The 26,294-nt window shown below is 61.0% G+C and carries 27 protein-coding genes; 10 read left to right on the top strand and 17 right to left on the bottom strand.

Annotated elements, in window-relative coordinates; genetic code table 11:
* Positions 1–64 precede the first annotated feature (64 nt).
* The 3 genes from ACO6VD_RS27225 to ACO6VD_RS27215 all read right to left on the bottom strand — a co-directional run bounded on the left by ACO6VD_RS27225 (position 65) and on the right by ACO6VD_RS27215 (position 2,956).
* Positions 65–319 carry a hypothetical protein gene (locus ACO6VD_RS27225; RefSeq protein WP_422422912.1) on the bottom strand — a complete coding sequence of 85 codons (255 nt, stop codon included), beginning with the start codon at positions 317–319 and terminating at the stop codon, positions 65–67.
* 589 nt (positions 320–908) lie between these two features.
* Positions 909–2,249, bottom strand: coding sequence for an ATP-binding protein (locus tag ACO6VD_RS27220; RefSeq protein ID WP_422422911.1), 1,341 nt, complete (start codon positions 2,247–2,249; stop codon positions 909–911).
* On the bottom strand, positions 2,246–2,956 hold the full coding sequence (locus ACO6VD_RS27215) for a response regulator (RefSeq protein ID WP_400170583.1): 711 nt from the start codon (positions 2,954–2,956) through the stop codon (positions 2,246–2,248). The genes ACO6VD_RS27220 and ACO6VD_RS27215 overlap by 4 nt, the downstream gene beginning before the upstream one ends.
* A 164-nt stretch (positions 2,957–3,120) precedes the next feature.
* Between ACO6VD_RS27215 and ACO6VD_RS27210 the strand changes: the two genes are divergently transcribed.
* Both ACO6VD_RS27210 and ACO6VD_RS27205 read left to right on the top strand, forming a co-directional pair.
* On the top strand, positions 3,121–3,444 hold the full coding sequence (locus ACO6VD_RS27210; protein WP_422422910.1) for a hypothetical protein: 324 nt from the start codon (positions 3,121–3,123) through the stop codon (positions 3,442–3,444).
* Positions 3,437–4,144 (top strand): DUF3313 domain-containing protein, encoded by a 708-nt coding sequence (locus tag ACO6VD_RS27205; RefSeq protein ID WP_422422909.1) that lies wholly within the window; start codon positions 3,437–3,439, stop codon positions 4,142–4,144. The genes ACO6VD_RS27210 and ACO6VD_RS27205 overlap by 8 nt, the downstream gene beginning before the upstream one ends.
* On the opposite strand, the gene ACO6VD_RS27200 is transcribed toward ACO6VD_RS27205, so the two are convergent.
* A complete protein-coding gene (locus ACO6VD_RS27200) occupies positions 4,116–5,945 on the bottom strand; it encodes an SLC13 family permease (RefSeq protein ID WP_422422908.1) in 1,830 nt (609 codons plus the stop codon). The two genes, ACO6VD_RS27205 and ACO6VD_RS27200, sit on opposite strands and share 29 nt — an antisense overlap.
* A gap of 75 nt (positions 5,946–6,020) precedes the next feature.
* The gene (locus tag ACO6VD_RS27195) at positions 6,021–6,674 is read right to left on the bottom strand and encodes an SOS response-associated peptidase (RefSeq protein ID WP_422422907.1); all 654 of its coding nucleotides are present in this window, start codon (positions 6,672–6,674) and stop codon (positions 6,021–6,023) included.
* Between the two features lie 177 nt (positions 6,675–6,851).
* On the opposite strand from ACO6VD_RS27195, the gene ACO6VD_RS27190 reads away from it, so the two are divergent.
* The 4 genes from ACO6VD_RS27190 (at position 6,852) to ACO6VD_RS27175 (ending at position 9,690) form a co-directional block, all read left to right on the top strand.
* Positions 6,852–8,042: an NAD(P)/FAD-dependent oxidoreductase gene (locus ACO6VD_RS27190; RefSeq protein ID WP_422422906.1), complete on the top strand. Its 1,191-nt coding sequence runs from the start codon at positions 6,852–6,854 to the stop codon at positions 8,040–8,042.
* A 26-nt stretch (positions 8,043–8,068) separates the two neighbouring features.
* The gene (locus tag ACO6VD_RS27185; protein ID WP_422422905.1) at positions 8,069–8,434 is read left to right on the top strand and encodes a DUF1641 domain-containing protein; all 366 of its coding nucleotides are present in this window, start codon (positions 8,069–8,071) and stop codon (positions 8,432–8,434) included.
* Between the two features lie 22 nt (positions 8,435–8,456).
* Positions 8,457–9,278: a methyltransferase domain-containing protein gene (locus ACO6VD_RS27180; RefSeq protein WP_422422904.1), complete on the top strand. Its 822-nt coding sequence runs from the start codon at positions 8,457–8,459 to the stop codon at positions 9,276–9,278.
* Positions 9,279–9,339: 61 nt separating this feature from the next.
* On the top strand, positions 9,340–9,690 hold the full coding sequence (locus ACO6VD_RS27175; RefSeq protein ID WP_400170591.1) for a hypothetical protein: 351 nt from the start codon (positions 9,340–9,342) through the stop codon (positions 9,688–9,690).
* On the opposite strand, the gene ACO6VD_RS27170 is transcribed toward ACO6VD_RS27175, so the two are convergent.
* The 7 genes from ACO6VD_RS27170 to ACO6VD_RS27140 form a co-directional block, all read right to left on the bottom strand.
* Positions 9,691–10,389, bottom strand: a complete 699-nt coding sequence (locus ACO6VD_RS27170; RefSeq protein ID WP_422422903.1) for a YoaK family protein — start codon at positions 10,387–10,389, stop codon at positions 9,691–9,693. It abuts the gene before it with no gap.
* Between the two features lie 30 nt (positions 10,390–10,419).
* Positions 10,420–11,502: a PAS domain-containing protein gene (locus ACO6VD_RS27165; RefSeq protein WP_422422902.1), complete on the bottom strand. Its 1,083-nt coding sequence runs from the start codon at positions 11,500–11,502 to the stop codon at positions 10,420–10,422.
* 135 nt (positions 11,503–11,637) lie between these two features.
* A complete protein-coding gene (locus tag ACO6VD_RS27160) occupies positions 11,638–12,609 on the bottom strand; it encodes a PDR/VanB family oxidoreductase (RefSeq protein ID WP_422422901.1) in 972 nt (323 codons plus the stop codon).
* A gap of 62 nt (positions 12,610–12,671) precedes the next feature.
* Positions 12,672–14,120 (bottom strand): NAD-dependent succinate-semialdehyde dehydrogenase, encoded by a 1,449-nt coding sequence (locus tag ACO6VD_RS27155; protein WP_422422900.1) that lies wholly within the window; start codon positions 14,118–14,120, stop codon positions 12,672–12,674.
* A gap of 55 nt (positions 14,121–14,175) precedes the next feature.
* Positions 14,176–15,297, bottom strand: a complete 1,122-nt coding sequence (locus ACO6VD_RS27150) for an aromatic ring-hydroxylating dioxygenase subunit alpha (protein ID WP_400170596.1) — start codon at positions 15,295–15,297, stop codon at positions 14,176–14,178.
* A 126-nt stretch (positions 15,298–15,423) separates the two neighbouring features.
* Positions 15,424–17,025: a BCCT family transporter gene (locus tag ACO6VD_RS27145; protein ID WP_400170597.1), complete on the bottom strand. Its 1,602-nt coding sequence runs from the start codon at positions 17,023–17,025 to the stop codon at positions 15,424–15,426.
* Between the two features lie 196 nt (positions 17,026–17,221).
* Positions 17,222–18,313, bottom strand: coding sequence for a tartrate dehydrogenase (locus tag ACO6VD_RS27140; RefSeq protein ID WP_274296756.1), 1,092 nt, complete (start codon positions 18,311–18,313; stop codon positions 17,222–17,224).
* Positions 18,314–18,412: 99 nt separating this feature from the next.
* Between ACO6VD_RS27140 and ACO6VD_RS27135 the strand changes: the two genes are divergently transcribed.
* On the top strand, positions 18,413–19,330 hold the full coding sequence (locus tag ACO6VD_RS27135; RefSeq protein WP_422422899.1) for a LysR substrate-binding domain-containing protein: 918 nt from the start codon (positions 18,413–18,415) through the stop codon (positions 19,328–19,330).
* Between the two features lie 30 nt (positions 19,331–19,360).
* Here ACO6VD_RS27135 and ACO6VD_RS27130 read toward each other — a convergent pair whose 3' ends face one another.
* The 4 genes from ACO6VD_RS27130 to ACO6VD_RS27115 form a co-directional block, all read right to left on the bottom strand.
* On the bottom strand, positions 19,361–19,930 hold the full coding sequence (locus ACO6VD_RS27130) for a nucleotidyltransferase family protein (protein ID WP_422422898.1): 570 nt from the start codon (positions 19,928–19,930) through the stop codon (positions 19,361–19,363).
* Between the two features lie 64 nt (positions 19,931–19,994).
* Positions 19,995–20,474 (bottom strand): VOC family protein, encoded by a 480-nt coding sequence (locus ACO6VD_RS27125; protein WP_422422897.1) that lies wholly within the window; start codon positions 20,472–20,474, stop codon positions 19,995–19,997.
* Positions 20,475–20,551: 77 nt separating this feature from the next.
* Positions 20,552–21,304 carry a carbonic anhydrase gene (locus ACO6VD_RS27120; RefSeq protein WP_422422896.1) on the bottom strand — a complete coding sequence of 251 codons (753 nt, stop codon included), beginning with the start codon at positions 21,302–21,304 and terminating at the stop codon, positions 20,552–20,554.
* A gap of 107 nt (positions 21,305–21,411) precedes the next feature.
* Positions 21,412–22,383 carry a DMT family transporter gene (locus ACO6VD_RS27115; protein ID WP_422422895.1) on the bottom strand — a complete coding sequence of 324 codons (972 nt, stop codon included), beginning with the start codon at positions 22,381–22,383 and terminating at the stop codon, positions 21,412–21,414.
* Between the two features lie 105 nt (positions 22,384–22,488).
* On the opposite strand from ACO6VD_RS27115, the gene ACO6VD_RS27110 reads away from it, so the two are divergent.
* Entirely contained in the window at positions 22,489–23,370 is an 882-nt protein-coding gene (locus tag ACO6VD_RS27110; RefSeq protein WP_422422894.1) for a LysR family transcriptional regulator, read from the top strand.
* 94 nt (positions 23,371–23,464) lie between these two features.
* Positions 23,465–23,803 carry a hypothetical protein gene (locus ACO6VD_RS27105; RefSeq protein WP_422422893.1) on the top strand — a complete coding sequence of 113 codons (339 nt, stop codon included), beginning with the start codon at positions 23,465–23,467 and terminating at the stop codon, positions 23,801–23,803.
* Between the two features lie 49 nt (positions 23,804–23,852).
* Here the strand turns inward: ACO6VD_RS27105 and ACO6VD_RS27100 are convergent, their stop codons facing one another.
* A complete protein-coding gene (locus tag ACO6VD_RS27100; protein ID WP_422422892.1) occupies positions 23,853–25,592 on the bottom strand; it encodes a dipeptidase in 1,740 nt (579 codons plus the stop codon).
* A 270-nt stretch (positions 25,593–25,862) separates the two neighbouring features.
* Between ACO6VD_RS27100 and ACO6VD_RS27095 the strand changes: the two genes are divergently transcribed.
* Positions 25,863–26,216, top strand: coding sequence for a DUF1428 domain-containing protein (locus ACO6VD_RS27095; RefSeq protein ID WP_422422891.1), 354 nt, complete (start codon positions 25,863–25,865; stop codon positions 26,214–26,216).
* Positions 26,217–26,294 lie beyond the last annotated feature (78 nt).

Below are 26,294 nucleotides of genomic sequence, written 5' to 3'. Positions count from 1 at the left end.
TTGCCCCGCGATGCGGTCTGACTGTAACTCCGCAATCGCGGGTCAAGCCCGCTCCCACAGACGGTTAATCGTCATCGTCATCGTCATCGTCATCCCGGTCGCGGCGGCGGTCATTGTCGTAGTAACGATAACGGTCGTCGTCGCGATAGCGTTTGTTGTACTTGCGATGGTCGCGGTCATCGCGGTCGTCGTCCCAGTCGCGGGAATAGCGATGGTCGCGATCCCAGCGATGATCGTCGCGGTCGTAGTCGTGGTAGTAGCAGCCAGCGGTGGCCAGTACCGTGGTGATCACGGCGAATCGGGTCAGATGTTTCAGCACTGTGGTTCCTTGATCCGCACAGCGGTTGGGAGGGTACAGGCTCAGACCATCAGTTCGGTTTTTTGTTTCCGGGTGAGGGGTTGTGACCTGGACTGGATCTCGGATGGGAGCTTATCCATTTGGTGTGGCGCCGCTGCCGGCCCCTTCCGCCCTTACGGCGGCCTACTTTCCTCTTGGGGAAAGTAGGCAAAGCCGCTTGCTCCTGCATACGGCCCTACGCTGCGCTCCGGGTCCCTTCGCTCCGGCACCCTCCGGGGCCACGCGGCCTACGACTTGCTGCGCCAAGTCTACGGCTCGCGTTCTTCGGCTACGCCGAAGGTGCTGCGCACTGGCCCCTACAGGCACCTCCACTCAGCCTCCTGAAGTCGCAGTTCGCGGCGCCTGTACTTGCATGTATGAAGATCAAGATCAAGATCAAAAGCGGGATTGCCCGTAATGGTGTCAGCTTGGCTCCGCCAACCTGTGACCTCGAAATTTTATAAAAAGCCAAAAAAAAGGCTCACACGAGGTGAGCCAAAATCGACGTTCTGAAGGGAAGAGTCCCTAATGTAAGGGGCCGCCGTTAAGTGGACGTTAACGCCTGTTACGCTCAGTCATTGAACCGTGGCAACTCGATGCGGGCCAGCAATCCGCCGCCAGGCGCATTACGCAAGGTCAGCTCGCCGCCTTGCTCGCGAACCGCTGTACGTGCCGACGGCAAGCCCAGGCCGACGCCGCCGGTGTCGCGATTGCGCGAGGTTTCCAGGCGAAAGAACGGCACAAACACTTCTTCCAGGGCCGCATCCGGAATCCCCGGGCCGTGATCGCGCACTTCGATGAACAGGCTGTGGGCATTGCTGCTCAGGCGAATTGCCGGTGCCTGAGCATATTTGACGGCATTCTCTATCAAGTTTGTTACGGCTCGTTTCAAGCCTAGCGGCCGACCGAGGTACACCAGGTTTGCCGGTCCTTCGAAGTCCACAACTATTTGCTGGTCGCGGTAATCATCGACCAGGGTCTGCAGCAGTTCGGCGAGGTCGAACGGCGTGGTGGTTTCCAGGTGGGTTTCGTCGCGGAAGAAACCCAGCGCCGCATTGATCATGCTCTGCATTTCATCGACATCACGGAACAGCTTGCGCTGTTGCTCGGCGTCTTCAATGAACTCGCCACGCAGGCGCATGCGTGTCAGCGGCGCGCGCAGGTCGTGGGAAATGGCGGCCAGCATCTGCGTGCGCTCAGCGATGAAGTGCTGAATCTGTGCCTGCATGGTGTTGAACGCGGTGATCGCCTGGCGCAGTTCATACGGGCCTTCCGGGCGAATCGGCGGGGCGCGCAGGTCGCTGCCAAAACGCCGCGCGGCACGGGCGAAACGCTGCAGCGGGCCGGCCAGCTGGCGTGTACCGATCCAGGCCACCAGCACCGCAGCAACCAGGGCGAGGATGCCGATGATGGTGAAACGCATCGCTGAACTCAGGCCCCAGCTGCGGTACGGCGGGGTGAACGCCAGCCAGCTGCCGTCGGCCATTTGAATGACCAGCTTGTAGTGTGCGTCCGGGCCGCCGTCGGGCCAGTTGGAAGGCTGGAAGCCTTCAAGCAGGCGCGGGCGTGTGGCCAGCAGCTGTTGCAATTCCGGAACCGCGTCAGGATCGATCAGCTCACCGGGGCCGGGCAGGGTGAGGGCTTCGCGCCGGGGGCTCCACTGCACTTGCAGTTGCGGATTGCTCGCGCTGTTGGCCAGTTGCTCGCGCTGCGCAACGGGCGCTGCATCCAGGATCCGCGTGGTCACGGCGATCTGTTCGAGCAAGCCGGTATGGCTCAAGGGCGGTCGCGCCCAGACACCGGCCAGTTGCACGAAGAGGATGTTCAGCGCCACCGAGATCAGCATGGCGGCGATGATGGTCAGTGCGATGCGCCGGCTGATGCCGTCGTGGTGCAGGCCCAGGCGGATCATGTGCGGCTGACCTTGGCGTCGAACAGATAGCCGCCGTTGCGTACCGTGCGAATCAGCGCCGGGCGCTTGCTGTCCGGTTCGATCTTGCGCCGCAGGCGGCTGACCTGCACATCGATGCTACGGTCGTAGGCCTCATGGCCCTGGCCTCTGGCCAGGTCGATAAGTTGCTCGCGGGTAAGGATGCGCTGCGGGTGCTCAAGAAACACCAGGAGCAAATCGAACTCGCCGGCCGACAACGGCACCATCACCCCTTGCGGGGTGCGCAGTTCGCGGCGGGTGACATCCAGTTGCCAGTCGTCGAAGCGGATCAGCGGACGGGTTTCTTCACCCAAGCTGCGCAGTTGTTCGCCTGCCCGGCGCTGCACGGCACGCAGCCGGGCCAGCAGTTCACGAGCGTCGAAAGGCTTGCCGACATAGTCATCGGCGCCCAGTTCAAGGCCGACAATGCGGTCGCTCAGCTCATCCATGGCGGTGAGCATGATGATCGGGATACCGGTGCTGCTGCGCAGCTTCTGGCACAGGTTCAGACCGCTTTCGCCGGGTAGCATCAGGTCGAGGATGATGGTGTCCGGACGCTGGTTTTCGATAGCCGCCCACATTGCTGTGCCATTGGCGGCCAGGTCGACTTCGTAGCCATGCATGACAAAAAACTTCTTCAGCAGGGCACAAATTTCCACATCGTCATCGACGATCAGCAGTCTGCTCACGGTTAGGTCCAGTGGGGCGTGAAAAGTGTGTATCTAAAACCATTCTGCGGCCTTGGTCATATATTTCAAACATGCAATAAAGCTGCAGCCGCGACACAAAGTGGACATCAGCCAGCAAAGGCCTTGGGCGATCCTGACGGCAGTCCAAACCAAGGGTATTTTCCATGCCGGCACAACCTCCAATCGACGGCCTTGACTGCAGCCAATTCCTGACCCTCGACCTACGCACCCAGGATCTGTGGCGCAACGCGCTGCTCAGTTACCAGGACTCGCGCCTGGGGCTTAGCAGCGAAGGTTCGCAGATGATTTTGAGCCACTACTTCGAGCGTTACAGCCCAAGCAACAGTCAATGGATGGAGTACAGCTACACGGTACCGCTGGCGGAACTGGTGCACTGGATCATGGCCAACGGGCAATTGCGCGTTGACCGTTCCGGCACTGCCCCGCGGGCGGCTCGCCAGCAGAATGGGAGTGCGCGTCATGCGTAATCAGTTGATTGCACCGGTACTGTGCCTGTCGCTGCTGATGGTCGGTTGCAGCCAGAACAAGGTGTCGCCCAAGGAATACTCCGGCTTTCTGCGCAACTATGACCAGTTGAGTGAGCACAAGACCGCATCGGGCGAGTCGGTGCTGCGCTGGATCAGTCCGAAACTGCACATGGAGCGCTACACCCAGGTGTACATCGCGCCTAGCCAGTTCTATCCGCAGCCCAAGGCCAGCGCGCAGATCCCCGAAACCACCTTGAAGGCGATCACCACCTATTACGATGCAGCACTCAAGCGTGAGTTGAGCAAGGTACTGAACCTGGTCGATCAGCCAGGGCCGAACACCTTGATCGTGCGTCCGGCGATCACTTCGGTTGGCGCTCATACCCAGTCACTGCACTTCTATGAGTACCTGCCGGTGACCCTGGTGGCCGCCGGAGTCAGCAGTGCCGTCGGCATCCGTGACATGGACAGCGTGATCGCCACCGAAGCGGCCTTCCTCGATGGCGGCAGCCGTGCCGTGGTCGCCGAAGTGGTGCGCAAGGGCACCGGCCTGCCGCTGGAGAACGACGATCAGGTAATGACCGCGGAAAACCTGAAAATGGTTCTCGACGGTTGGGCGCAGGACTGGCGTAACGCTGCTGTTGCCCTCAAGCAGCAAAACGCGGCGGCCTTCACAGGGCAAAAATCCACGGCACCATAAACACGCTGACCACCATCACCAGCAAGGTGAACGGTACGCCGACTTTGACGAAGTCGGCAAAGCGGTACTGCCCGGGGCCGAGCACCAGGGTATTGACCGGTGACGACACCGGGGTCATGAACGCCGCCGAAGCCGCCAGGGCGACGATCATGGCGAAGGGGTAGGGCGAGGCGCCCAACTGTTCAGCGGTACTGATCGCCACCGGGGCCATCAGTACCGCTGTAGCGGTGTTGGAAATGAACAAGCCGATGATCGCGGTGATGGCGAACAGGCAGGCGAGAATCAGATAAGGCCCGGCCTCCCCGAGCACCTGCACCAGCACATTCACCGCAATCGCGATCCCGCCGGTTTTCTGCAAGGCCAGGGCAAACGGCAGCATGCCGACGATCAGGATCAGGCTCTGCCAGTGGATCGCGCGGTAGGCGCTGTTCATGTCGATACATCGCCCGGCCCCCATCAGCAGGCAGGCGATCAGCGCGGCGATGACATTGGGAACCACACCGCTGATCATCAGGCCGACCATCACCGCCAGGCTGATCAGGGCATAAGGCGCCTGGTTCAGGGCCGGGGCGACATTGTCCACTTCCGCCGGCAGGCTCAACACCAGAAAGTCTTTGGGCTGGGCCTGCAACTGGCGCACCGACTTCCACGGGCCGATCACCAGCAGGGTGTCGCCAAGCTTGAGTTTCTCTTCCACCAACTGTTCTTCAATCGCGTTCTGGCCGCGGCGCAGACCGACCACGTTCAGGTCCCAGCGGCTGCGAAAGTTCAAATCCAGTACGCTTTTGCCGATCAACTGCGAGCCGGGTACCACCGCCACTTCGGCCATGCCCACGGCATGCGACTGATCGATGAAGTAGGCCGCCTTGAAGTGCAGGGGTTCGAGTTTCATGGTCTGGCACAGGCTGCGCAGATCGTCACGGGGAGCAAACAGATCGAGCAGCAGCACATCGCCCTCGTGCACTGTGGTGCTGGAGTCGGGGCTGATCACCCGGGTGGTGAACTTGTGCTGGCGCTCGATGCCGACCACGTTGGCGCCATGCACGGTGCGCAATTTCAACTCACTGAGGCTGTGACCGATCAAGGGTGAATCCGGGCGCACCCGCAGGCGTCGTTCACGACCGGCCAGCTTGTAATCGATGATCAGGTCGAGCAGGGTACGGCGGGTTTGCGCGCTACCGTCCTTGCGCACTTCACCGCTGAGCCAGTGGCGGGTCAGCAGCATGTAGCCGACGCCGAGGGCGAGGATCACCAGGCCGAACGGGGTAAAACTGAAAAAGCTGAAGCCGGCCTCACCGTGGCGCACCAGCTCGCTGTGCACCACCACGTTGGGCGGTGTGGCCACCAGGCTGAGCATACCGCTGATCAAACCGGCAAAACTCAGCGGCATCATCAAGCGACTGGGTGACACCTTCATGCGTGCGGCAATGCTCAGCACCACCGGAATGAAGATGGCCACCACCCCGGTGGAACTCATCACCGACCCCAGCCCGGCCACGCAGACCATCAGCAGCACCAGCAAGCGCACCTCGCTGTTACCGGCGCGATCGGCCATCCACTCGCCGATGCGGTAGGCAATGCCGGTACGTACCAGGCCTTCGCCGATCACGAACAGCGCCGCGATCAGCACCACGTTGGGGTCACTGAAACCGGCCAGGGCTTCCTGGACGCTGAGGATACCGGTCAGCGGTAACGCCACGATCACCAGCAGGGCGACGACGTCCATGCGTGGCTTGTTGGCGATGAACAGGACCACGCTGGTAAACAGCAGGCCAAGCACCCAGAGCAATTCGTGGTTCATGCAATCTTCCCGATCCTTGAAGGCTGCGAGTTTGGCAGAAAGTGCAGGGTGGTTCATTGATTTGCGTAAGCGCTTCTACGCATAGGGCGTGAGTAACTCGGGCCCCTGGTTGCGCACATTGCCTACCGCTTTATCCACGCGATACCAGGCGAATGCCTCGGCAGGTTCACCGAGGTTGAGCAACATCTGTTCGGCCTGGGCCTTGTCACATTCCGGGTTCAGCCAGTCCCTGGCCAATGCAGGCGCCAGTACGACCGGGCGGCGGTCATGGATGTCGACCATGCCTCCGACACTGTCGGCGGTGATGATGACAAAACCATCGTCGTCGGCTACGCCCCATTGGCCAATGCCGGCACAGAATGCCGGCAGACCATCGCGGCGGTGGATGTAGTAGGGCTGTTTTTTCGCCTCGCCTTCATCGACCCATTCGAACCAGCCATCAACCGGTACGATCAAGCGCTGCCCCCAGATCGTCCGAAAGAACGGTGAGTGCGCGACTTTCTCCACCCGTGCATTGATCGGCGGCGCCCGATCATGCGCCCAGTGTGGGCGCCAGCCCCAGCGCAGCCAGCGGGCTTGATCGGGTGTGAACACGGCAACCTGGGTACTGGGCGCGACGTTGAAGTGCGCCAAGGGTTGATCGCCGACCTCGTTGGCCAGGGCGCCGGGCATGCTCAGCGCGTCAACGAAGTCATGAATACCGTGATACTGGCTGAGTCTTCCGCACATGCGGTTTGGCCTTTTTCAGGTAAGTAACGGCATCTGATACGGTATCAGCGGTTATCTTCGGCAAAAATACAGGGAAACGAATTAACCCATATAGCGAAGGGTTATTGGCTAATCACTCCGGCTTCTTCAACTATAGCCCGCAGTGATGTAGGGCTTTGTTCGCAGGGAAGCGCACGCATGGCAAAACATATTTTCATCGTCGGTGGTGGCGTCGGCGGCACCATGCTCGCCAACCAGTTGGTCAGCAAACTCTATCCGGAGATTCTGCGCGATCAGGTGCGCATCACCTTGCTGTCCAATTCTCCTGACCATTACTACAAACCGGCGTTCATGTACGTGGCCTTCGACCTGTTCTTTCAGGACGAGTTGAAGCGCCCCGAGCGTTCGTTGCTGCGACCGGAAATCGATTTTCAGGTACAGGACGTGACCCGCTTCGAGTTCGCCGCGCAGACCCTGCACACACGCAGTGGCAAGCGCTTCGGCTACGACTTTCTGGTCATCGCTACCGGTTGTGTTCCGGCCCCGGAGCGCATCGAAGGCCTGCAGCTGGGCGGTGATCATTTCTATCAGTATCAGCCGGCGCGCCAGCTCGCGCAGCGCCTGGCCAGCATCGAGAAAGGACGGATATTCATCACCGTGTCTTTCCCGCAGACGCCGAACGTGCCGCATCAATGTGGTATCGCGCCGGTGGAAACCACGCTGATGCTCGATGACTACCTGCGCCGCCGTGGCGTGCGTGACAAGGTCGAGGTCATCTACACCTACCCGACTACCGCACAGCTATTGCGCAATTGCCTGTTCCTGCAGCGGCCTACCGGCGAGATTCTGCCGAGCATTTTTGCCCAGAAAAACATCCAGTTTCAGCGCGGCTTCACCTTGGCCAAGGTCGACCCTGATCAACGCATTGCCTACTCCGAAGAAGGCGACGCGCAACCGTACGACATTCTCATGGCCACGCCACCGATCCGGGCGGTGGACGCGGTGCTGGAAAGTGGCGCATCCCGGGCGGCGAACCAGGAAGGCTGGCTGCCGACCAACCATGAGACCTTGCAGGTGTATGGCCTGGACGGGGTGTATGTGATCGGCGATACCGTTGATCTGCCGGTGAGCAAGGCTGGTGGCGCCTGCCACAACCAGGCGCCGGTGATTGCCAACAACATCGCCGGTGAGATTCGCCTCGGGCGGACGGTGGCGGTGTATGACGGCAAGGTCCAGGCCGCCGCGCAAATGGGCCTGCACGCCGGCATGCCGCTGACCTACGACTATCGCCACGATGTGCTGCCGACGCCGCCGACCAAGCTCGGCAGCCTGCTCAGGAATGGATTCAATCGCGGCCTTTATTGGGCCGCTGCACGCGGCATGCTTTGACCCGACCACGGGAGGAGCCGATTGACATGGAAGTGACCGATACACTGGCCCTGCACGGCGACAATCCGGGCCTCGAGGCTTTGTTGAACAAGCTGCAACCGCTGCTCGACGGCGGGCGCCTGGACAATCTGGTCGACCTCGCGTCTTTGCTGTCCGACCTGGTCGATCTGCTGGATGCGGCGCTGGTGGAGAAGCTTTCGGTGCAGTTCGAAGAGGCCACGGCACTGACCTGGACCCTTGGCAATGCCATCCGCCACGCGAGGGCCCAGGCCCGCGAACACACCACCGCGCCCAGTCTGTATGGCTTGCTGATGATGTTGCGAGACCCGCACACCCGCCGCGGCTGTGCCCTGGTGCTCGGGGTGTTGAACGCCATCGGCAAACAGGATTGATCGTTCGCAAAGGAATGCGCACATGTTCGTCAAAGAAAGTACCAGCGAACCCGGGGGCACTAGTGCCTGGGACCCGAAAAGCTACCTGCAATTTGCCCGGCTGCGCGAGCGGCCGGTCATTGAACTGCTTGAGCGCCTGCCGCTGCAGGCGCCCGAGTGTATCTATGATCTAGGCTGCGGTACCGGCATTGCCACGCGCTTGCTCGCCGAGCGCTGGCCGCGGGCCGAATTGTTCGGTGTCGACAGCTCCGTCGAGATGCTGCAAGAGGCGCTGGCGCTACCTATCAAGGTCAACTGGTTGAACGTCGATGTCAGCCAGTGGCAGGCCGAAAAGCCGGCCAGCCTGTTGTTCGCCGCCGCCGTGCTGCACTTTATCGAAGACCATGAGAGCCTGCTGCCGCGTCTGCTCGGGCAATTGCAGAAGGGCGGTTGCCTGGCCGCGCACATGCCCAACTGGCGCGACGCCCCTTGGTATCAACTGATGCTCAGGGCGCTCAGCGAACCCGGACCCAGCGGCCAGCCGCTGGGCACCTTGGCGCTGCGCAAGTTCATGGCCTCGCGCAATGTGCTGTCGCTCGACAGCTATTATCGCCTGCTGGCACCACTGACCCGCGAGCTGGATATCTGGGAGACCGAGCACTTGCAGGTGGTCGAAGGTAACTCGCCGATCTTCGACTGGGTCAAGGTGTCGGCGCTGCGTCCGGTGCTCAGTGCGTTGAATGAATTCGAGCGCGAAATCTTTCTGAATAAATACCTGAAGCTGTTGCACGGTCACTACCCGGTCGAGGAAGACGGGCGCACGTTGTTTCCGTTCAAACGCACATTTATCGTCGCCACCGTGTGAGGTGCGGGTGTTGGCGGCCGGGCAATGCTAAAGTCGGCTTTTTTTCCGACGAGGGTGAGTCATGCGGGTAGTAATGGCGATGGTCGCTGCAGCACTGTTGGCCGGTTGTGCCTCTTCGGCCATGGAAGCGGCTCGGACCCAGGCACCGAACAAAAGCTTCACCTCGAGCAAGCCTGCCGACCGCGTTGCCCAGTGCATCCAGTTCGGCTGGCAGGACGAAGCGGTGTTCGGCGTCGATGCCAGTGGCTACCTGGAGCCGGGCAAGCAGGGTGGTTTCACGGTCTACACCCGCGAGGCGGAATCTTTCGCCGATATCCAGTCCCAGGGTGCGAACACGTCAGTCAGCTACTACGCCAAGAAGGACGACAGCGTCGCCCTGCGTCGTATGGCGGCATTGGCCACCTGCCTGTAACTAACGGGGCATGTAACCGAGCTGCCAGCGCCGGGGGATCTTCAGCGAGATCACCCCCAGCGCGGCAGCCAGCAAGGCGCTGAACAGCAGTGCGGCGAGGTCGAAAGCCTGCTCCAGCAGCACCCCGGCAATGGCGCCGACAAACATCCCGGTCCAGGGAATCAGTTGCACCCGCCAGCCGTGGCGGCGTTCGCCCAGCAGCGCGCGGCCAAGTCCGCGACCGAAGCGCGACAGCGCGCCGGTGACGTAGGTCAGGCCGATCGGCATACCGTTCACTTCTTCGACCACGGCGTTGATCATGCCCATGGCGGTGACGGCCGCGACCAGTGCCGGCAACTGCCAGCTCAGCGGCAACAGGCCGGCCAGTGCCAGCAGGGCGGCAATCAGCGCCAGCAACGGCCAGGGCCGGCGACCGGTGAGGCGGGCGATCACCACGCCGAGGGCATTACCCAGCACGAAGGCCAACAACACCAGACCAATACGCAGCACCAGGCCGAGTTCACCTTCACCCAGCGATACCGCCAGGCGCGTGGTGTTGCCGCTCATGAACGAGACGAAATCCCCGGTGGCCATAAAGCCGATGGCGTCGGTCATGCCGGCCAGCACTGACAGGGCGGCGACAAAATACAGGCCGACCTTGCCGCGCAACCTGGCCACGCGCAGGGAACGGGCGGAAAGATAAGAGGAACCTGGCAGCATCCATTACGCTCCCGATCGAAGTGAGTTGACTCAGGCGCGTTGCGTCAGCCTGGCTTCGAGCCCGGCGATATGTGCCTGCAGCCGTTCGTGTTCGTGGCGCTCGGCGCTGATGTCTTCGAACACGCTGATCAGGTGTTCCGGCTCGCCGTCGTCGCGGCGCTGCAGCGACGTGCGGGCACGTACCCAGATGTATTCGCCGTTTTTGTGGCGTACCCGCTTCTCTACTTCATAGCGCTCGGTTTCGCCGGCCAGCATGCGCTGCAGCAGTTGCAGATTGGCCTCCAGGTCGTCGGGGTGGGTGATCTGCTGGAAGGTCATGGCGTAGAGCTCTTCGGCGCGGTAGCCGAGCAGTTCGCACAGGCTGTTGTTGACTCGCTGCCAGCTGCCGTCGGGATCGATATAGGCGAGGGCGCCCCAGGCCAGTTCGAAGATCGCGCGAAAGCGTTCTTCGCTCTTGCGCAGCGCCTGTTCGGCGACCTGGCGCTCGGTGTTGTCCATGCTGATGCCGACCATCTTCACCGAGCGCCCGGCACTGTCGCGTACCACGGTGGCGCGGGAGGAGATCCAGCGCACTTCGCCATCGGGACGGGTGATACGAAAATCACATTCGCAGCCACTGCCGTCGGCCACCGCCTCGGCGTACATGGCCTGCATGTGCGCAACATCTTCGGCGGGCAGGTGGGCCCAGAAGTCTTCGTTGCGATGCACTGGCCAGCCATAGACCTGTTCGACGTTGGGCGAGTAGGTCACCTCGTCGCTGATCAGGTTCCACTCCCAGGTCACGATGCGCGCGCCTTCCTGGGCCAGCTTCATGCGCGTTTCGCTTTCCATGATTTCAGCGGTGTAGCGCCGGCGCAGATCGGTCATCGGCAGCTCGACCACTTGCGGCTGCTGGATGTTCTGCAGGGCTTCTTCGCCGTAGCGCAGCCAGATCCAGTTGACCTTGAGAAAGTCCGCCAGCTTGCGCAGGTTGTCGTAGTCGATTTCGCCGCCGCGGGTCCATTTGTGCACCGCGGTGCGCGAGATCCCCAGGGCCGTGCCCACGGCTTGCAGGGTCAGCTTGTGATGCTCGAGCAGTTCCTTGAGGCGGAAGGCGAAACTGTTTTCCAACATGAGCAGGGTGTCCTGATCGGGAGCCAAGAGCCTGCCAGTATACCTAAGCTGTCAACTTTGGGGGGACGCTGAAGCCATCGAGGGGAAAGCCCGTTCCCATGGGACTTGGTGAGAGCGGGCTTGCCCCGCGAAGCTTTACAAATCCAGCACCAAGCGTGCCGTCCGCGCCCGCGAGACGCACAGCATCATGCTCTGCTGCGAGGCCTTTTCGTCATCGCTCAGGTACTGGTCAAAGTGTTCGGCTTCGCCTTCGAGGATCGCCGTTTCGCAGGTGCCGCACACACCTTCACGGCACAGACACTCGACCTTGGCGGCCTTGGATTTTTCGATGGCCTGAAGAATGGTCATGCCTTCTTCTACCTGCAGTTCGATGCCCGACTGGGCCAGCACCACGGTAAAGGCAGCGCCGCTGACCGGGGCGGCGGCGAACTGCTCCCAATGCACGCGTTGTTCGGCAATACCGGCTTTGGCGGCGGTGGCGATCACGGCATCGATCAACGGCTTGGGCCCGCATACGTACAAGTGGGCATTGTCAGCCAGGCCGGCGCACAGCGTGTTCAGGTCAAGCTTGCGATCAAGGCTGTCGATGTAGAAGTGGGTGTTGTCAGCATGCGGACCGCTGGCCAGCTGATCCTGGAACGCACCGTGTTCGGGGGCGCGGAAGGCATAGTGCAGTTCGTAGTCGGCGGCACCGCCTTCGAGTTCGTGCAGTTGGGCCAGGAACGGGGTGATGCCGATACCGCCGGCGATCAGCACGTGGCGCCCGGCGCTCGGGTCGAGGGCGAAGAGGTTGTTGGGCGAGGAGATGGTCAACCGGGTGCCCACTTCAACCTGCTGGTGCATGAACGCTGAACCGCCCTTGGACTGCTCTTCCAGGCGCACGCCGATCTGGTAGCTGCGGGTGTCACGCGGATCGCTCATCAGCGAGTAGGCGTTGCTGAACTGGCTGCCGTCGGCGCCCTGCATCTGCACGATGACATGGCTGCCACCGCTGAAGGCGGGCATTGGTGCACCGTCTTCACGGGCCAGGGTGAAGCGCTTGATCAGCGGCGTGGCCTGTTCGACTTCGGTTACTTGCACGCTGAACATTTCGTATTTGTTGGCCATGGTTCACCTCGACTGCAAGGGCGCGCGGCAGGCCCTGCCGCGTCCCGGAACCTGGGGCTCGCTCAGACGGCGAGGCACAGGTATTTGATTTCCAGATAATCTTCGATGCCGTACTTGGAGCCTTCACGGCCCAGGCCCGATTGTTTGATGCCACCGAACGGCGCGACCTCGTTGGAGATCAACCCGGTGTTGACCCCGACCATGCCGTATTCCAGTTGCTCGGCAACCTTGAACACACGGGCGATGTCGCGGCTGTAGAAGTAGGCCGCCAGGCCGTACTGAGTGGCGTTGGCCAGGGCGATGACTTCTTCGTCGCTGTTGAAACGCACCAGCGCCGCTACCGGACCGAAGATTTCTTCTTCCAGCAACTCCATGCCCGGGCCGACATTGGCCAGCACGGTAGGCTCGAAAAAGTTACCGCCCAGGGCATGAGCCTGGCCGCCCAGTACCAGTTCGGCGCCTTTGCCGACGGCGTCGTCGATCAGGCTGCGGACCTTGGCCACGGCCTTGTCGCTGATCAGCGGACCGATCTGCGTACCCTCGCTGCTGCCATGACCAACACCCAACTGGCGTACGCGCTCAATGAAGCGTTCGCTGAACTGGGCGTAGACGCTGTCATGGATGTAGAAGCGGTTGACGCACACGCAGGTCTGACCGGCGTTGCGGTACTTGGCCACCAGAGCACCTTCGACCGCGGCGTCGATGTCGGCATCGGCGAAGACAATGAACGGTGCGTTGCCGCCCAGTTCCAGGCTGACTTTCTTGATGGTTTCGGCGCATTGGCCCATCAGCAGGCGACCGACCGGGGTGGAACCGGTGAAGCTCAGCTTGCGCACCGACGGGTGGCCGGTGAACTGCGCGCCAATGGCCGGGGCATCACCGGTGACCACGCTGAACACGCCAGCGGGAACACCCGCGCGTTCGGCCAGCTCGACCAGCGCCAGGGCGCAGAACGGCGTTTCGTTGGCCGGTTTGACCACCATGGTGCAGCCGGCCGCCAGGGCAGGGGCGACCTTGCGGGTGATCATCGCCGCCGGGAAGTTCCACGGGGTAATCGCGGTGCACACACCGATACCTTGCTTGATCACCAGCAGGCGCTTGTCGCTGGCGGGGCTGGGGATCACATCGCCGTAGACGCGTTTGCCTTCTTCAGCGAACCACTCGACGAAGGAGGCGGCATAGCGGATTTCGCCCAGGGCTTCATGCAGCGGCTTGCCCTGTTCGAAGGTCATCAGGCGGGCCAGGTCCTGCTCGTGTTCGAGCAGCAGTTCGAACCAGCGGCGCAGGATCTGTGCACGTTCTTTGGCAGTACGCGCGCGCCAGTCGCCCAGGGCGGCTTCGGCGGCTTCGATGGCGCGCACTGCTTCGGCGCCGCCCATCAGCGGCACGCTGCCCAGCAGCTCGCCGTTGGCCGGGTCGGTGACTTGCAGGCTGCGCCCGTCATCGGCGTCGCACCAGCGCCCGGCAATGTAGGCCTGCTGGCGGAACAGCTTATTGTCATTGAGTTTCACGCAAGGCACTCCGAAAACCGCCGCAGGCTGTCTGTGCAGCCTGCGGCGGTGGTTATCAGTCGTTGAGGTGGGCAACGGCGATCAGGTTGTGGAAGTGGGCGATGCCGTGCTCGCTCATGCCGCTGCGCTCACGGTCGGCCATGATCCGGCCCTGGCCACGGTAGCCGCGGGACTTCAGGCCCTTCTGCACGCTTTCCACCAGACGCAGGTCTTCTGGACGGAACACTTCGCGGTACCAGTCGATCAGCTTCTGCTGCTCTTCGGTGATGTCCTTGTTGAGGAAGTAGATATCGTAGTGCTGCAGGGTGGTTTCGGCATCGACCGGGAACTCGTAGATCACGGTCATGAAGTTGGCTCCTGGCGGCACGTTGAACATGGTGCACGGCCAGGCCCAGAAGCCGGCGAAGGATGGATCCTTGACGTTCTCGTCGAACTTGAACGACTGCTCGGAAGGCTTGGCCAGGCCGTATTGCAGGGTCCAGTTGCCGTGCAGGTTGTGGCTGTACTGCCCAACGTCTACCGAGTCGGCGAAGCCTGGGTGGGCCGGAGCGCAGTGGTAGCACTCAAGGTAGTTGTCGACGATCGACTTCCAGTTGGCCGGGGTGTCGCTGACAAAACGTGCGGCCAGGTGCAGGTCGTCGATCACCGCGCAGGCTTCGCGCATGCGCTGTTGCAGGCCTGGCAACTGGTCTTCGACCGAGCCGGCTTCCATGTCCATGTTGATGAAGATGAAGCCTGCGTATTCTTCGACGCGCAGCTGCACCAGGGTCGAGTTCTCTTTGTCGAAGTTCACCACGTTGTCGCAGTTGCGCGCGTGGGCCAGTTCGCCATCGAGCTTGAAGGTCCAGGCGTGGTACGGGCAGGTGATGACGTTCTTGGCCTTGCCGCTGCCGCTGAGCAGTTGGTGGCCGCGGTGCGGGCAGACGTTGTAGAAGGCGCGCAGGACGCTGTCGCGGCCACGCACGACGATGATGCTTTCGCCGATCACTTCGCGGGTGATGTAGGCGTTGTTTTCGGCCACTTCACTGCGGTGGCCGACGCAGATCCAGCTGCGCGCGAAGATGCTTTCTTTCTCGTGCTCGAACACTGCCGGCTGGGTGTAGAAGCTGGCAGGGATGGTGAAGGCCTCTTCGGCGTTGGCGCAGAAATCGGCGGGCAGGCGTTTGAAGTCATTCATGATCGGGTCTCTCAAGCTCGGTTTTTTAGTTATCAGTTAACGCGTATCTATCAGTTAACAGGTCGGGCAAAAAAAGGTCCTGGCGCCTGCCCTTGCAGGACGCACAGGACTAACGAGGGTGTGCTGTTATTGAGCGGTAACCGGCGTAGGGGCTTCGTTCACGACCTTGGGGTCTTCCCCGGCCATGCGTGCCGCCTCTTCTTCAATGCGATAGGCCGGTACATGGCCGTAGTCTTCGAACATCCATTTGAAGAAGCCGTAGATTTTCACCAGCAGGATCACCATGAAGGGGATCGCGGTCAGTACCACGGCGGTTTTCATGGTCGACAGCGACGCTTTGGCGAACAGCATGGCCAGTGGCACCAGGGTCAGCACGACACACCAGAACAGACGGTGGGTCGGCGTCGGGTCGTCGCCTTCACGCAGGTTGCGGGTGCTGGTGGCGGCGACCGCATAGGCTGCAGCGTCCATGTGCGAGGCACAGAAGATCGCCATGATGAACAGGTAGACACCAAGGAACACCTGGCCCCACGGCAGGGCGAGCAACAGGTGGGTCACTGCTGATTCGCCGCCTTGTTCACTGAGCATTTTCGGCACGTCTACAGCGCCGGTGATGAACTGGTGCATGCTGTAGCTTTCCAGGGCGCCGAAGAAGAACCAGCAGCCGAAGCTGCCACCAAGCAGCAGGGCCATGACCACTTCCTTGATCTGCCGGCCGCGCGAAACGCGGGTCACGAACATCGCCACGCCAGGGGCGTAGGACACCCACCAGAGCCAGTAGAACACCGTCCAGTTACGAGTGAAGGCACCGTCGCCAGCCGGGTCGGTGAACAGGCTCATGTGTACGTAGTTCTGGATCATCAGGCCAATGGAGTTGGCGGTGTTGTTGATGGTGAACTGGGTCGGGCCGACCAGCAGGACCACGCCGGCAAATACCAGCGCGCCGATGCAGACCATCTTGCTCAGGCGCTGCAGGCCGCCATCGATACCGATATAGGAACTGAGCGAGAACATCACCGCGACGGCGCCGATCACCATCAACTGCACGGTGAAGGTGTCCGGGGTGCCGGTCAGGTCATGCAGGCCGCGGGTCAGGGTCGAGGCGGTGAGGGCCAGCGACACGGTCAGGGCGCCCATCATGGTCAGCAGGAAGATCAGGTCGACGGTACGGCCAACCGGGCCGGTGGCCTTGAAGCCGGTCACGGCTTCGACGATCGAGGCCAGGTTCAGGCCGCTCTTCTTGCGCACATGGAAGTGATAGGCCATCGCCAGCGAAGCCAGGGCGTAGATCGACCAGGCGCTGACGCCCCAGTGGAAGAACGAGTAGCTGATGCTGTATTCGAGGGCTTTAGGGGTGGCGGCGGCGATGTTCAGGCCTGGTGTCTGGTAGTAGTAGGCCCACTCCATGACGCCCCAGTAGAGGGTCGAGGAACCCATACCGGCGCAGATGAACATGAACACCCAGGTCGCCGTGGCGTACTCGGGTTTGCCACTGCCCAGGCGGATATTGCCGTATTTGCTGAAGGCCAGGTACAGCACGGCCAGCGAGCTACCGAACACCAGCACTTGAACACTGGTGCCGAAGGTGCGGGTGGACAGTTCGAACAACTGGTTGGCAGCGCTTTCAGCTTCGCCGGGGAAGGCTGCAAGGCCTATCACAGTGAGCAGCACGGCTATCAGACTCACGGTGATCAGGAACACATCAATCTTTTTATTCTTGTGCGACATCATCGTCTCCTGGACGTTGGCGTACTTATCTATACCCGGCAGGCATTCCGGGGTGTTGCGGTAACGCTCCTTCCTTGGTTGTTAACTAAAAGTTAACATGAATCTTTGGGTTAACAGATTCTGCATACAATCTGTGCCACTCGCAAGAGGAAAAGGGCCGTCTTGTCTGACAATTCTGACAATCGGCCCCCTCTCATCAACCTTCGATCAGTGCGGTGATCGCCCGGCCCACGTCCTGTGTAGACTTTTGCCCACCCATGTCGCGGGTGGTGTCACCGGCGGCAATGACCTGCTCAATCGCCTTGAGGATGTCATCGTGGGCGGCGCGGTAGCGCGGGTCGGCACCGTCGTTGCCGAGGAACTCGAGCATCAGCGCACCGGACCAGATCATCGCGATCGGGTTGGCGATGTTCTTGCCGAAGATGTCCGGGGCCGAGCCGTGTACCGGTTCGAACAGCGACGGGAACTTGCGCTCGGGGTTGAGGTTGGCCGATGGCGCGATGCCGATGGTGCCGGCGCAGGCCGGGCCGAGGTCGGAGAGGATGTCGCCGAACAGGTTCGAGGCGACGACGACGTCAAAGCGATCAGGCTGCAACACGAAACGGGCGCAGAGGATATCAATGTGCTGCTTGTCCCAGCTGATTTCCGGATAATTGGCAGCCATGGCGGCGGTGCGCTCGTCCCAGTAAGGCATGCTCACGGCCATGCCGTTGGACTTGGTTGCCGAGGTGACGTGTTTGCGCTCGCGGGTCTGGGCCACGTCGAAGGCGTACTTGAGGATGCGGTCGACACCACGGCGGGTGAACACCGATTCCTGCAGGACGAACTCGTTTTCGGTGCCTTCGAACATGCGTCCGCCTAGGGACGAGTATTCGCCTTCGGTGTTCTCGCGGATCACCACGAAGTCGATGTCACCTGGCTCGCGGCCTGCCAGTGGGCAAGGCACACCCGGGAACAGGCGCACCGGGCGGATGTTGACGTACTGGTCGAAGTCGCGGCGGAACTTGAGCAGCGAGCCCCACAGCGAGATGTGGTCTGGCACCTTGTCTGGCCAGCCGACTGCGCCGAAGTACAGGGCGTCGAAATCTTTCAGTTGTTCGAACCAGTCGTCCGGCATCATCTTGCCGTGCGCCAGGTAGTAATCGCAGCTGGCCCACTCGAAGAATTCGAAGCTGATGTCCAGGCCATGCTTGCGGGCAGCGGCCTCGACTACGCGGATACCTTCGGGGAGAACTTCGATGCCGATGCCGTCACCAGGGATAGCGGCGATTCTGAAAGTCTTGCTCATGGGGGGCGCACTCGTTGTCTAGGGAACAGGTGCGGACCATGCTATAAGGGCTTTATTCAGAGATAATCTCGCCATTCATAGATTCTTAGAACACGAAACGTGAATAATCTTCCGAGCCTCGACGACCTCAATATCTTTCTCCAGGTGGCCAAACGCGCCAGTTTTGCCGCGGTTGCCGACGAACTGGGCATGTCTGCCGCGTTCATCAGCAAACGCATCCGCGTGCTCGAGCAGACGCTGGAAGTGCGCCTGCTGCACCGCACCACCCGACGAGTGACCGTGAGCGAGGAGGGCGAGCGGGTATACCAATGGGCACAGCAGATCTTCGATGCGGTGCAACGCATGGGCGACGACATCAGCGCCCAGCACCGTGAACCTACGGGACAGCTGCGCATTGCCAGCAGCCTGGGGCTTGGGCGGCGCTTTGTGGCGCCGGCCCTCTCGGAGTTGGCTGAGCGTTATCCGCGCCTGGACATTCGTCTGGATGTGCATGATCGTCTGGTCGACCTGATCGAAGAGGGGGTCGACCTGGATATCCGCGTGGGCAACACCATTGCCCCCAACCTGATTGCCAAGCCCCTGGCGAAGAACCGTCGGGTGTTGTGCGCCTCACCGGCTTACCTGGCGCGGCGCGGAATGCCCAAAGTGCTGGCCGAGCTGGGCAGCCATGATTGCCTGGTGATTAAAGAGCGCGACCATCCCTTCGGCATCTGGCAGCTGGAAGGCCCCAACGGTGAGGAGAGCGTGCGGGTGACCGGCGGTCTGTCGAGCAACCATGGCGAAGTGGCGCACCAGTGGTGCCTGGACGGGCGCGGGATCTTGCTGCGCTCGTGGTGGGATGTGCATGACAGTCTGGCCGACGGGCGTCTGGTTCAGGTATTGGGCGACTATCATCAGCCTGCGGATATCTGGGCGGTATACACCTCACCCTTGGCCAGCTCGGCCAAGGTGCGGGTGGCGGTGGAGTTTTTCCGCCAGTACTTTGCCGAGCGCTACAGCCTGCCAGCGTTGGGCTGAGCGCGCTCCTGCACCTGTGACCGCGGAACATCAGTCAGATCCGGACTCCAGGATTTTGAGCCACGGCCAGCGCGCCTGGTAGCTTTTGGCCTTCTGTTCGAACAGATCAGGTTGCGCGTTTTTTGGGTTGATCCGCAGCACCCCATGCTCGGTGTCGGCGAGGCCGTAAGGTGCATAGAGTTCACCGCTTTCGGCATCCAGCGCGATGCAGGTACCGGCAATCAGGTATCGATCGACACCGTCTGTGGCGGACTGAAGCTGCGGATAAGGCCGGCCAAATCGCTCGCTGTACCAGAGGTGAACGCGTGCCTGATTCTTCACCTCGACATTCACTTCAAGGTCCTGAAACAGCTGTTGAGCCGCCTGGATGACCTCGTTCTCGGCCTCCCAGGACAGGTCATTGTCGAAATAGAAAACGTCGTAATCCTTGATGCCCCAAGCCGCTGGCTTGTTTGCCTGATGATTCCACACCGCCTGAAACAGGCAGCCGGCAGTGAGCAGGCATTGGTTCAAGCGCAAAGAAGGCAAGCGGGAAATGATTTCGGCGTTGATCGGGTTGGTCATGGCGATGCTGACCAACCCCTCGACAGTCAATGTCATGTGTGGCGTCCTGGATGGCTGAGCGTTGGAAGCGGACATGCTACCTGGCTTGATGCAATGACCGTCACCCCTTCAACGCGGCCTCGATCGCCGCCACATCGATCTTGCGCATTTCCATCATCGCTTCGAACGCGCGCTTGGCCGCCGCTCGATCCGGGTTGCTTATCGCCGCCGTCAGCACGCGTGGCGTGATCTGCCACGAAAGCCCCCATTTGTCCTTGCACCAGCCGCAGGCACTTTCCTCGCCGCCGTTGCCGACAATCGCATTCCACAAGCGATCCGTTTCAGCCTGGTCATCCGTGGCAACCTGAAACGAAAACGCCTCGCTGTGCTGGAATATCGGCCCGCCGTTGAGGCCCAGGCAGGGAATGCCCATCACCGTGAATTCTACCGTCAGCACATCGCCTTGCTTGCCCGAAGGGTAATCGCCAGGCGCGTGATGCACGGCCACCACCGCGCTGTCAGGGAAGGTCTTGGCGTAGAACGTTGCAGCGTCCAGCGCTGTGCCGTCAAACCACAGGCAAATCGTGTTTTTGCTGGTCATCGTGAGTCTCCAGAACCGGGACCGGGACATACAGTCTAGTCGCTCGGTCAAACGGGCCTCCGTGCCCGTGGATGAGGTCAGGCAATCAACTCGACTTTGCCGGTGGCCAGGCGATAGACACCGCCGACGATTTTCAGCGTGCCCTTGCCGAGTGCCTCGGTGATCAGCGGTGTGGCGTTATTAAGGCGCTGGACCGAGTCTTTGACATTCTGCGCCGTAGCATTTTCCATCAGGTTGCCGGGTTGTTTGAGCACCTTCTCGATGGCGGGTTTGAGTGCTTCGGTCAGTTTCGGAATATGCCCGGGGAATACAGTTTGATCTTTCACCGCTTTGATCCCGGCATCGATGGCGCCACAACTCTCATGGCCGAGTACCAGAATCAATGGTGCGCCGAGTACGGCGACGGCGTATTCCAGGCTGGCCAGACCTTCGTCGGTGACGAAGTTACCCGCCACGCGGATGGCAAAAAGATCACCGCGAGCGGTGTCGAACGCGTACTCCGGCGCGATTCGCGAGTCGGAGCAACTGAGCACGGCCACGAACGGGTTCTGGCCAGACACCAGGGCTTCACGTTCGTCCTTGAAGTCGTGGGTGTCGGAGTTTCCGCTGACGTACCGCTCGTTGCCGGCAATCAACCGTTGTAGCGCCTGGTCGGGGCTGATTGCGTTTTGGGGTTTAGGGGGCGCAGCCGTTTTTTCGGCGGCCGTGACAAGCCTGTCAGGCAGCCCGCCGGACAGCAGCAGGGCACCTGCTCCAAGTCCGGCGATGCGAAGAAAACGACGACGATCTGTGGGGTTTGAAGAGGAAGTTGAATCACATGATTTACACATGATGGTGTGTACTCAGGTCAACTCGGTGGAAGTAACTACTGTTGGGAGAACTGGTGTTTTAACGAACATTCAGCACCAGAACCTTGCAGTTTAGTTGACCTGAAACGCTATGTTTTTTGCGCCGCCGCAGCGACTTGTTCAGGCACCTGTACCTCGCCCTTGGCCCGCACGGGTTTCAACCGTGAAACCCCGAACAAAACCAGGGCCAACCCAATCATCTGGTACACCGATACCTCTTCGCTGAGCACAGCCCACGACGCCAGCACGGTCAGCACCGGTCCCAGATTGCCGACTGCTGCGGTATGGGTTGCGCCCATGCGCTGAATCGCCAGTGCCACCCAGTAGATCGGCAGTACGGTGGATATCACCGCCATCAATGCCGCATACATCCATACCGAAGTGGGCAGCTGCCAGAGTAGCTGGGTATCGGACGCCAGCAGATAGTGCGCCAACACCATCAACGACGACGCGCTGCCTGCAAGCCCGGCCAGGCGCATGGAACTCATGCGCTTGAGCATCATGCCGGTGCCGGAGTAATACAGGGCATAGGTCACCGCGCTGGCGAACACCCACGCCGCACCCAGTATCACCTGGCTGCCCATTCCGGCAGCGCTGACGTCATGCACGAAGGCGACGCCCAGGCCCAGGTAGCACAGGCCCATTGCAGCCAGGGTGCGCAGGGTAGGGCGCTCGCGCAGGGCAATGGCCTGGAACACCAGGACCAGGGTCGGATAGGTGAACAGAATCAGCCGTTCAAGCCCGGCGGTGATGTACTGCAGCCCGTAGAAATCGAACAGGCTCGCCAGGTAATAACCGAACAACCCCAGCAGCATTACCCGCACACCGTCACCCAGGCTCAGCGGTGCATTGGCCGGGCCGCGGCTGGCCCATACCAGCCAGGCAAACAGCGGTAACGACAAGCCCATGCGCATTGCCAGGAGGGTAATTGCGTCGACCTCACTGGCCGCATAAGACAACTTGACGAAAATCGCCTTGAGGCTGAAACCGAGTGCCGACAGCACCGCAAACAGGCTGCCGTTTTCAACACAGCGCTGGCACAATCCACGTAATTTATTCATCAGCAGCCCGACAGAGGAGAAGATACGGGCGTTATTCTAAAGTGAAGGCAACCTACGCAGAATCGCATTTTCCAGAACGAAGCCTTCGCCAAAAGAGAAGCCCCTGTGCACTTTGATCTTTCCGATTTGCGCCTGCTCAGCGCCATTGCCGCCTCCGGTAGCCTGAGCAAGGCTGCTGCCAGCATCCCTGTTGCTGTCTCGGCCGCCAGTACCCGTCTGCGCCTCTTCGAGGAGCGCTGCGGCGTCACCGTGTTCACCCGCACCGCTGCCGGCATGCAACTCACCCCGACCGGTCGCCTGGTGCTGGAGGCGGCCGGCAGCGTACTAGGCGAGGCGCAAAAGCTTCAGGACACGTTGAAGGAACTGGCCGGCCAACGCCGCATTACCTTGCGCCTGGCCGCCACCACCGTGACCACCAGCAGCCTGTTGCCCGCGGTGCTTGGCGCGTTCCTGGCCGACTACCCGGAAGTCGATCTGCAACTGACCGAATACCGTAGCGCAGACGTGATGCGTGCGGTGCTCACCGGCGAATGTGAAATCGGCGTGTATGACGGCAGCGTCATCAGCGATGGGGTGCTGTCGTTGCCCTATCGCAGCGAGCGGCTGGTGATGCTGGTGCCGACCGGGCACCCATTGGCCGAGCGCGAACAGACACGCCTGGCCGATGCCTTGGGTTATCCCTTTATCGGCATGCCGGCCGAGCGGGCCATGCAGCGCTTTGTCGAGGAGCGGGCGATGAAACTGGCCATGCCCCTGCAGATCCGCGTCCGCGCCCCCAGCTTTGAAGCCATCGCCCAACTGGTTGCCCAGCGTGCCGGGATAGCCATGCTGCCGGAGACTACCGCGTTGCGTATGGAACAGGAACTGCCGGTGCGGGTGGTGCTGCTTGAAGAGGGCTGGGCGACGCTTGAGCTGCGGTTGTGTATCAAGGGCTGGGAGTCGCTCGGTACCCATGCGCGTGAGTTGGTCAGTTTTCTGTCGCAGTAGTTTGCTGTGAGCGAGAAATCATGAACGATTCAACAGACCTCGAGGTCAACACTTTCAGCAGTGATCAAAACGGTCTGCATCATGAGGATTCGCCATGAGTACCCTGACGATCGAAGGCTGGTGCAAAAGCAGCAGCGAGCAGAAATCCATCCCGGTGGGCGACATTCACTTCGACATTCAAGGCGCGACCCATACCAGCCTGGAAAGAGCCGAAGAGCGCCTGCAGGCCAGTCATGAGCCTGAAACCATGCTGGATGTGGATATGGCCTCGTTGAACCTGATCATACCCGAAGGCTATGGTCCTCTGGCCGACTGCAAGTTGCGTGTGTACCTGGACGAGGATCAACGCGGTCAGTTTCACCTGGTTGGGCACCGGGCCAGTGACGGCAGCCTGATCTACAGCAATGCGGTGTTGATCGCTCAACTGAGTTAGCACACACGCTGACAAGGTGCCCGCCCCAAGGGCGGGCACCACAAGTACCTTAAAGCTTCGGCATCTGCCCGATACGGCCCATCATCTCGGTGACGATCTGCAGGTCGAGCATGAACTGTTCAACGGTCTTGAACTCGTTGTCGTTGTGGCCGGTGTATTTGACGTCAGGCATCGCCAGGCCGAACTGAACGCCATTGGGCAGTTCATGCACCGAGGTGGCGCCGGCGGAAGTGCCGAACTTCTGTTCCATGCCGAGGTTTTCACTGGCCACGGCCAGCAGCGCCTTGACCCATTCACCTTCGGGGTTGCGGTACATCGGCTCGGCGATCGAGGTGTCGAAAGCCACGGTTACCTTGGATTGCTTGCTCCAGGCTGCGAGTTTTTCACTGAGTTCACTCTTCAGTACTTCAGGCGACTTGCCGACCGGTACGCGCAGGTTGACCGCGAGTTTGAACGCTTTGTCATCCACGCCGACATAGGTCAGTGAGGTGGTCAGCGGCCCCATGAAGGCATCGGAGAAGCCGACCCCAAGCTTGCCACCCAGATAATCCAGGCCCCAGTTGTCGGCAGCATAACGGGCCGCGTCGGTGATCTGGTTGTGCTTGAGTGCTACCTTGCCGTCGAGGCTGTGGATGAAGCCGAGCATCCGGGCCACCGGGTTGATACCGGATTCGGGTTCCGAGGAGTGGGCGGAAACGCCGGTGACGGTCAGTTGCACGTCTTTGCCGACGACCTTGGCGCTAACGCCGAAGTTGCCACCATTGTCTTTGACATAATCAGCACCGGCTTTCTGCAGGTTGGTGGCGAGTTCCGCAGGCTTATCGGTAACCAGTGTGGCGACCGAGGTCGACGGAATCTGGTTGGTCGCCAGGCCGCCGGTCATCGAGGTTATTTCCGCGCCTTTACCCGTGGCACTGCGGCGCGGGAAGCTGGCCATGATGGTGCCGTAGCCTTTTTCGGCAATCACCACCGGGTAGCCACCATCCAGCGCCAGGTTGTAGTTGGGGATCGGGTTGTGTTCGAAGTAGTAGGGGATGGCGTCGCCGGTGGTTTCCTCGGTGGTGTCCACCAGCAGCTTGAAGTTGCGCGCCAGCGGTAGCTGCTCTTCCTTGATGATTTTCATAGCGTAGAGCGCTACGACGATGCCGTTCTTGTCATCCTCGGTGCCGCGGCCATACATGCGGTCACCGATCAGGGTGACTTTGAACGGGTCGAGTTTGGTGCCGTCCTGCAGTACCCAGTTCTCCGGGGTCACCGGGACCACATCGGCATGCGCGTGAATGCCCACGACTTCGTTGCCGCTGCCTTCCAGGGAGATCTCGTAGACGCGGTTGTCGATGTTACGGAAGTTCAGGTTGAAGGCCTGGGCAAGCGTTTTGATCTTGTCGGCGATCTTGAGGAATTCGGGGTTCTCGTGCTGGGCGACACCTTCGACACGCATGGTCGGGATGGCGACCAGCTCGCGCAGGGTTTCGGTGGCTGCGCTGCCGTATTTCACCCGCGCATAAAGGCCGAGCAGGCGATGGATCTCGTTCTGCTGTTCCGCCGACAGAGGCTTGTTGTCGAGGAAGGCGCTGATGGTTGCGCCGAGGTTGTCGGACTTGGCCAGGTCGCTCTTGCCCAGGCTACCGAGGAACTGCCTGAAATCCTTCACCGACGCGTCGCTAAACGTCTTGAGGATGGCCGCGCTCTGCTGTGGGGTGATGTTGGCGTGCGCTTGTGTGGTGAACGAGTTCAGGCTGGCCAGCATCAGGGTGGTAGCGGCCAGGTGTTTGAATGAGAAATCCATTGCTGGGGGCATTCCTTTGCAGAGGGTAAGTAGGAGGTGTCTGCTCAAGGCGGCAGACAGTTCTGCAAACTAACACCACAAAGAAACACTAGAGGAGCCCCCGGAGTGCGAACTGTCGCACAGAAACGCAAAAGCGGCGCAGAAACGAAAAAGCGGTCGAAGTCGACCGCTTGTCGGTCAAGCGCCAGGGATGTCGAATCACCCGGTCAGCGAATCGACTAATGCACAGATCAACCCGATCGCTTCAATCCCTGTGCAGGAGTCAATGTCATGTCTTATATCGATGGTTTTGTGCTCGCCGTGCCTACCGCCAACCGAGAGAAGTTCAAGCAACATGCCGAGGAAGCGGCGGTGGTGTTCAAGGAATGTGGTGCCCAGCGTGTTATCGAGTGCTGGGGCGACGATGTGCCTGAGGGCAAGGTGACCTCGTTTCCGCTGGCGGTGAAATGCAAGCCGGATGAAACCGTGGTGTTCTCCTGGATTCTCTGGCCTTCCCGCGAGGTGCGTGATGCCGGGATGAAGAAAATGATGGAGGACCCGCGTTTGCAGCCGGACAAGAATCCGATGCCCTTTGACGGGCAGCGGTTGATCTTTGGTGGGTTCAATATTCTGGTGGATGTGTAGGCAGTTTTATCGCGGGGCAAGCCCGCTCCCACTGGGAGTGCGTGATCCGGCGGGAGCAGGATTGCCCCCCGACCGCTC

The organism is Pseudomonas sp. GZD-222 (assembly GCF_049310525.1).
Taxonomy (GTDB): Bacteria; Pseudomonadota; Gammaproteobacteria; order Pseudomonadales; family Pseudomonadaceae; genus Aquipseudomonas.
Note: the sequence above shows the minus strand (reverse complement) of the source record. Positions and strands in the feature narration are given on the sequence as shown.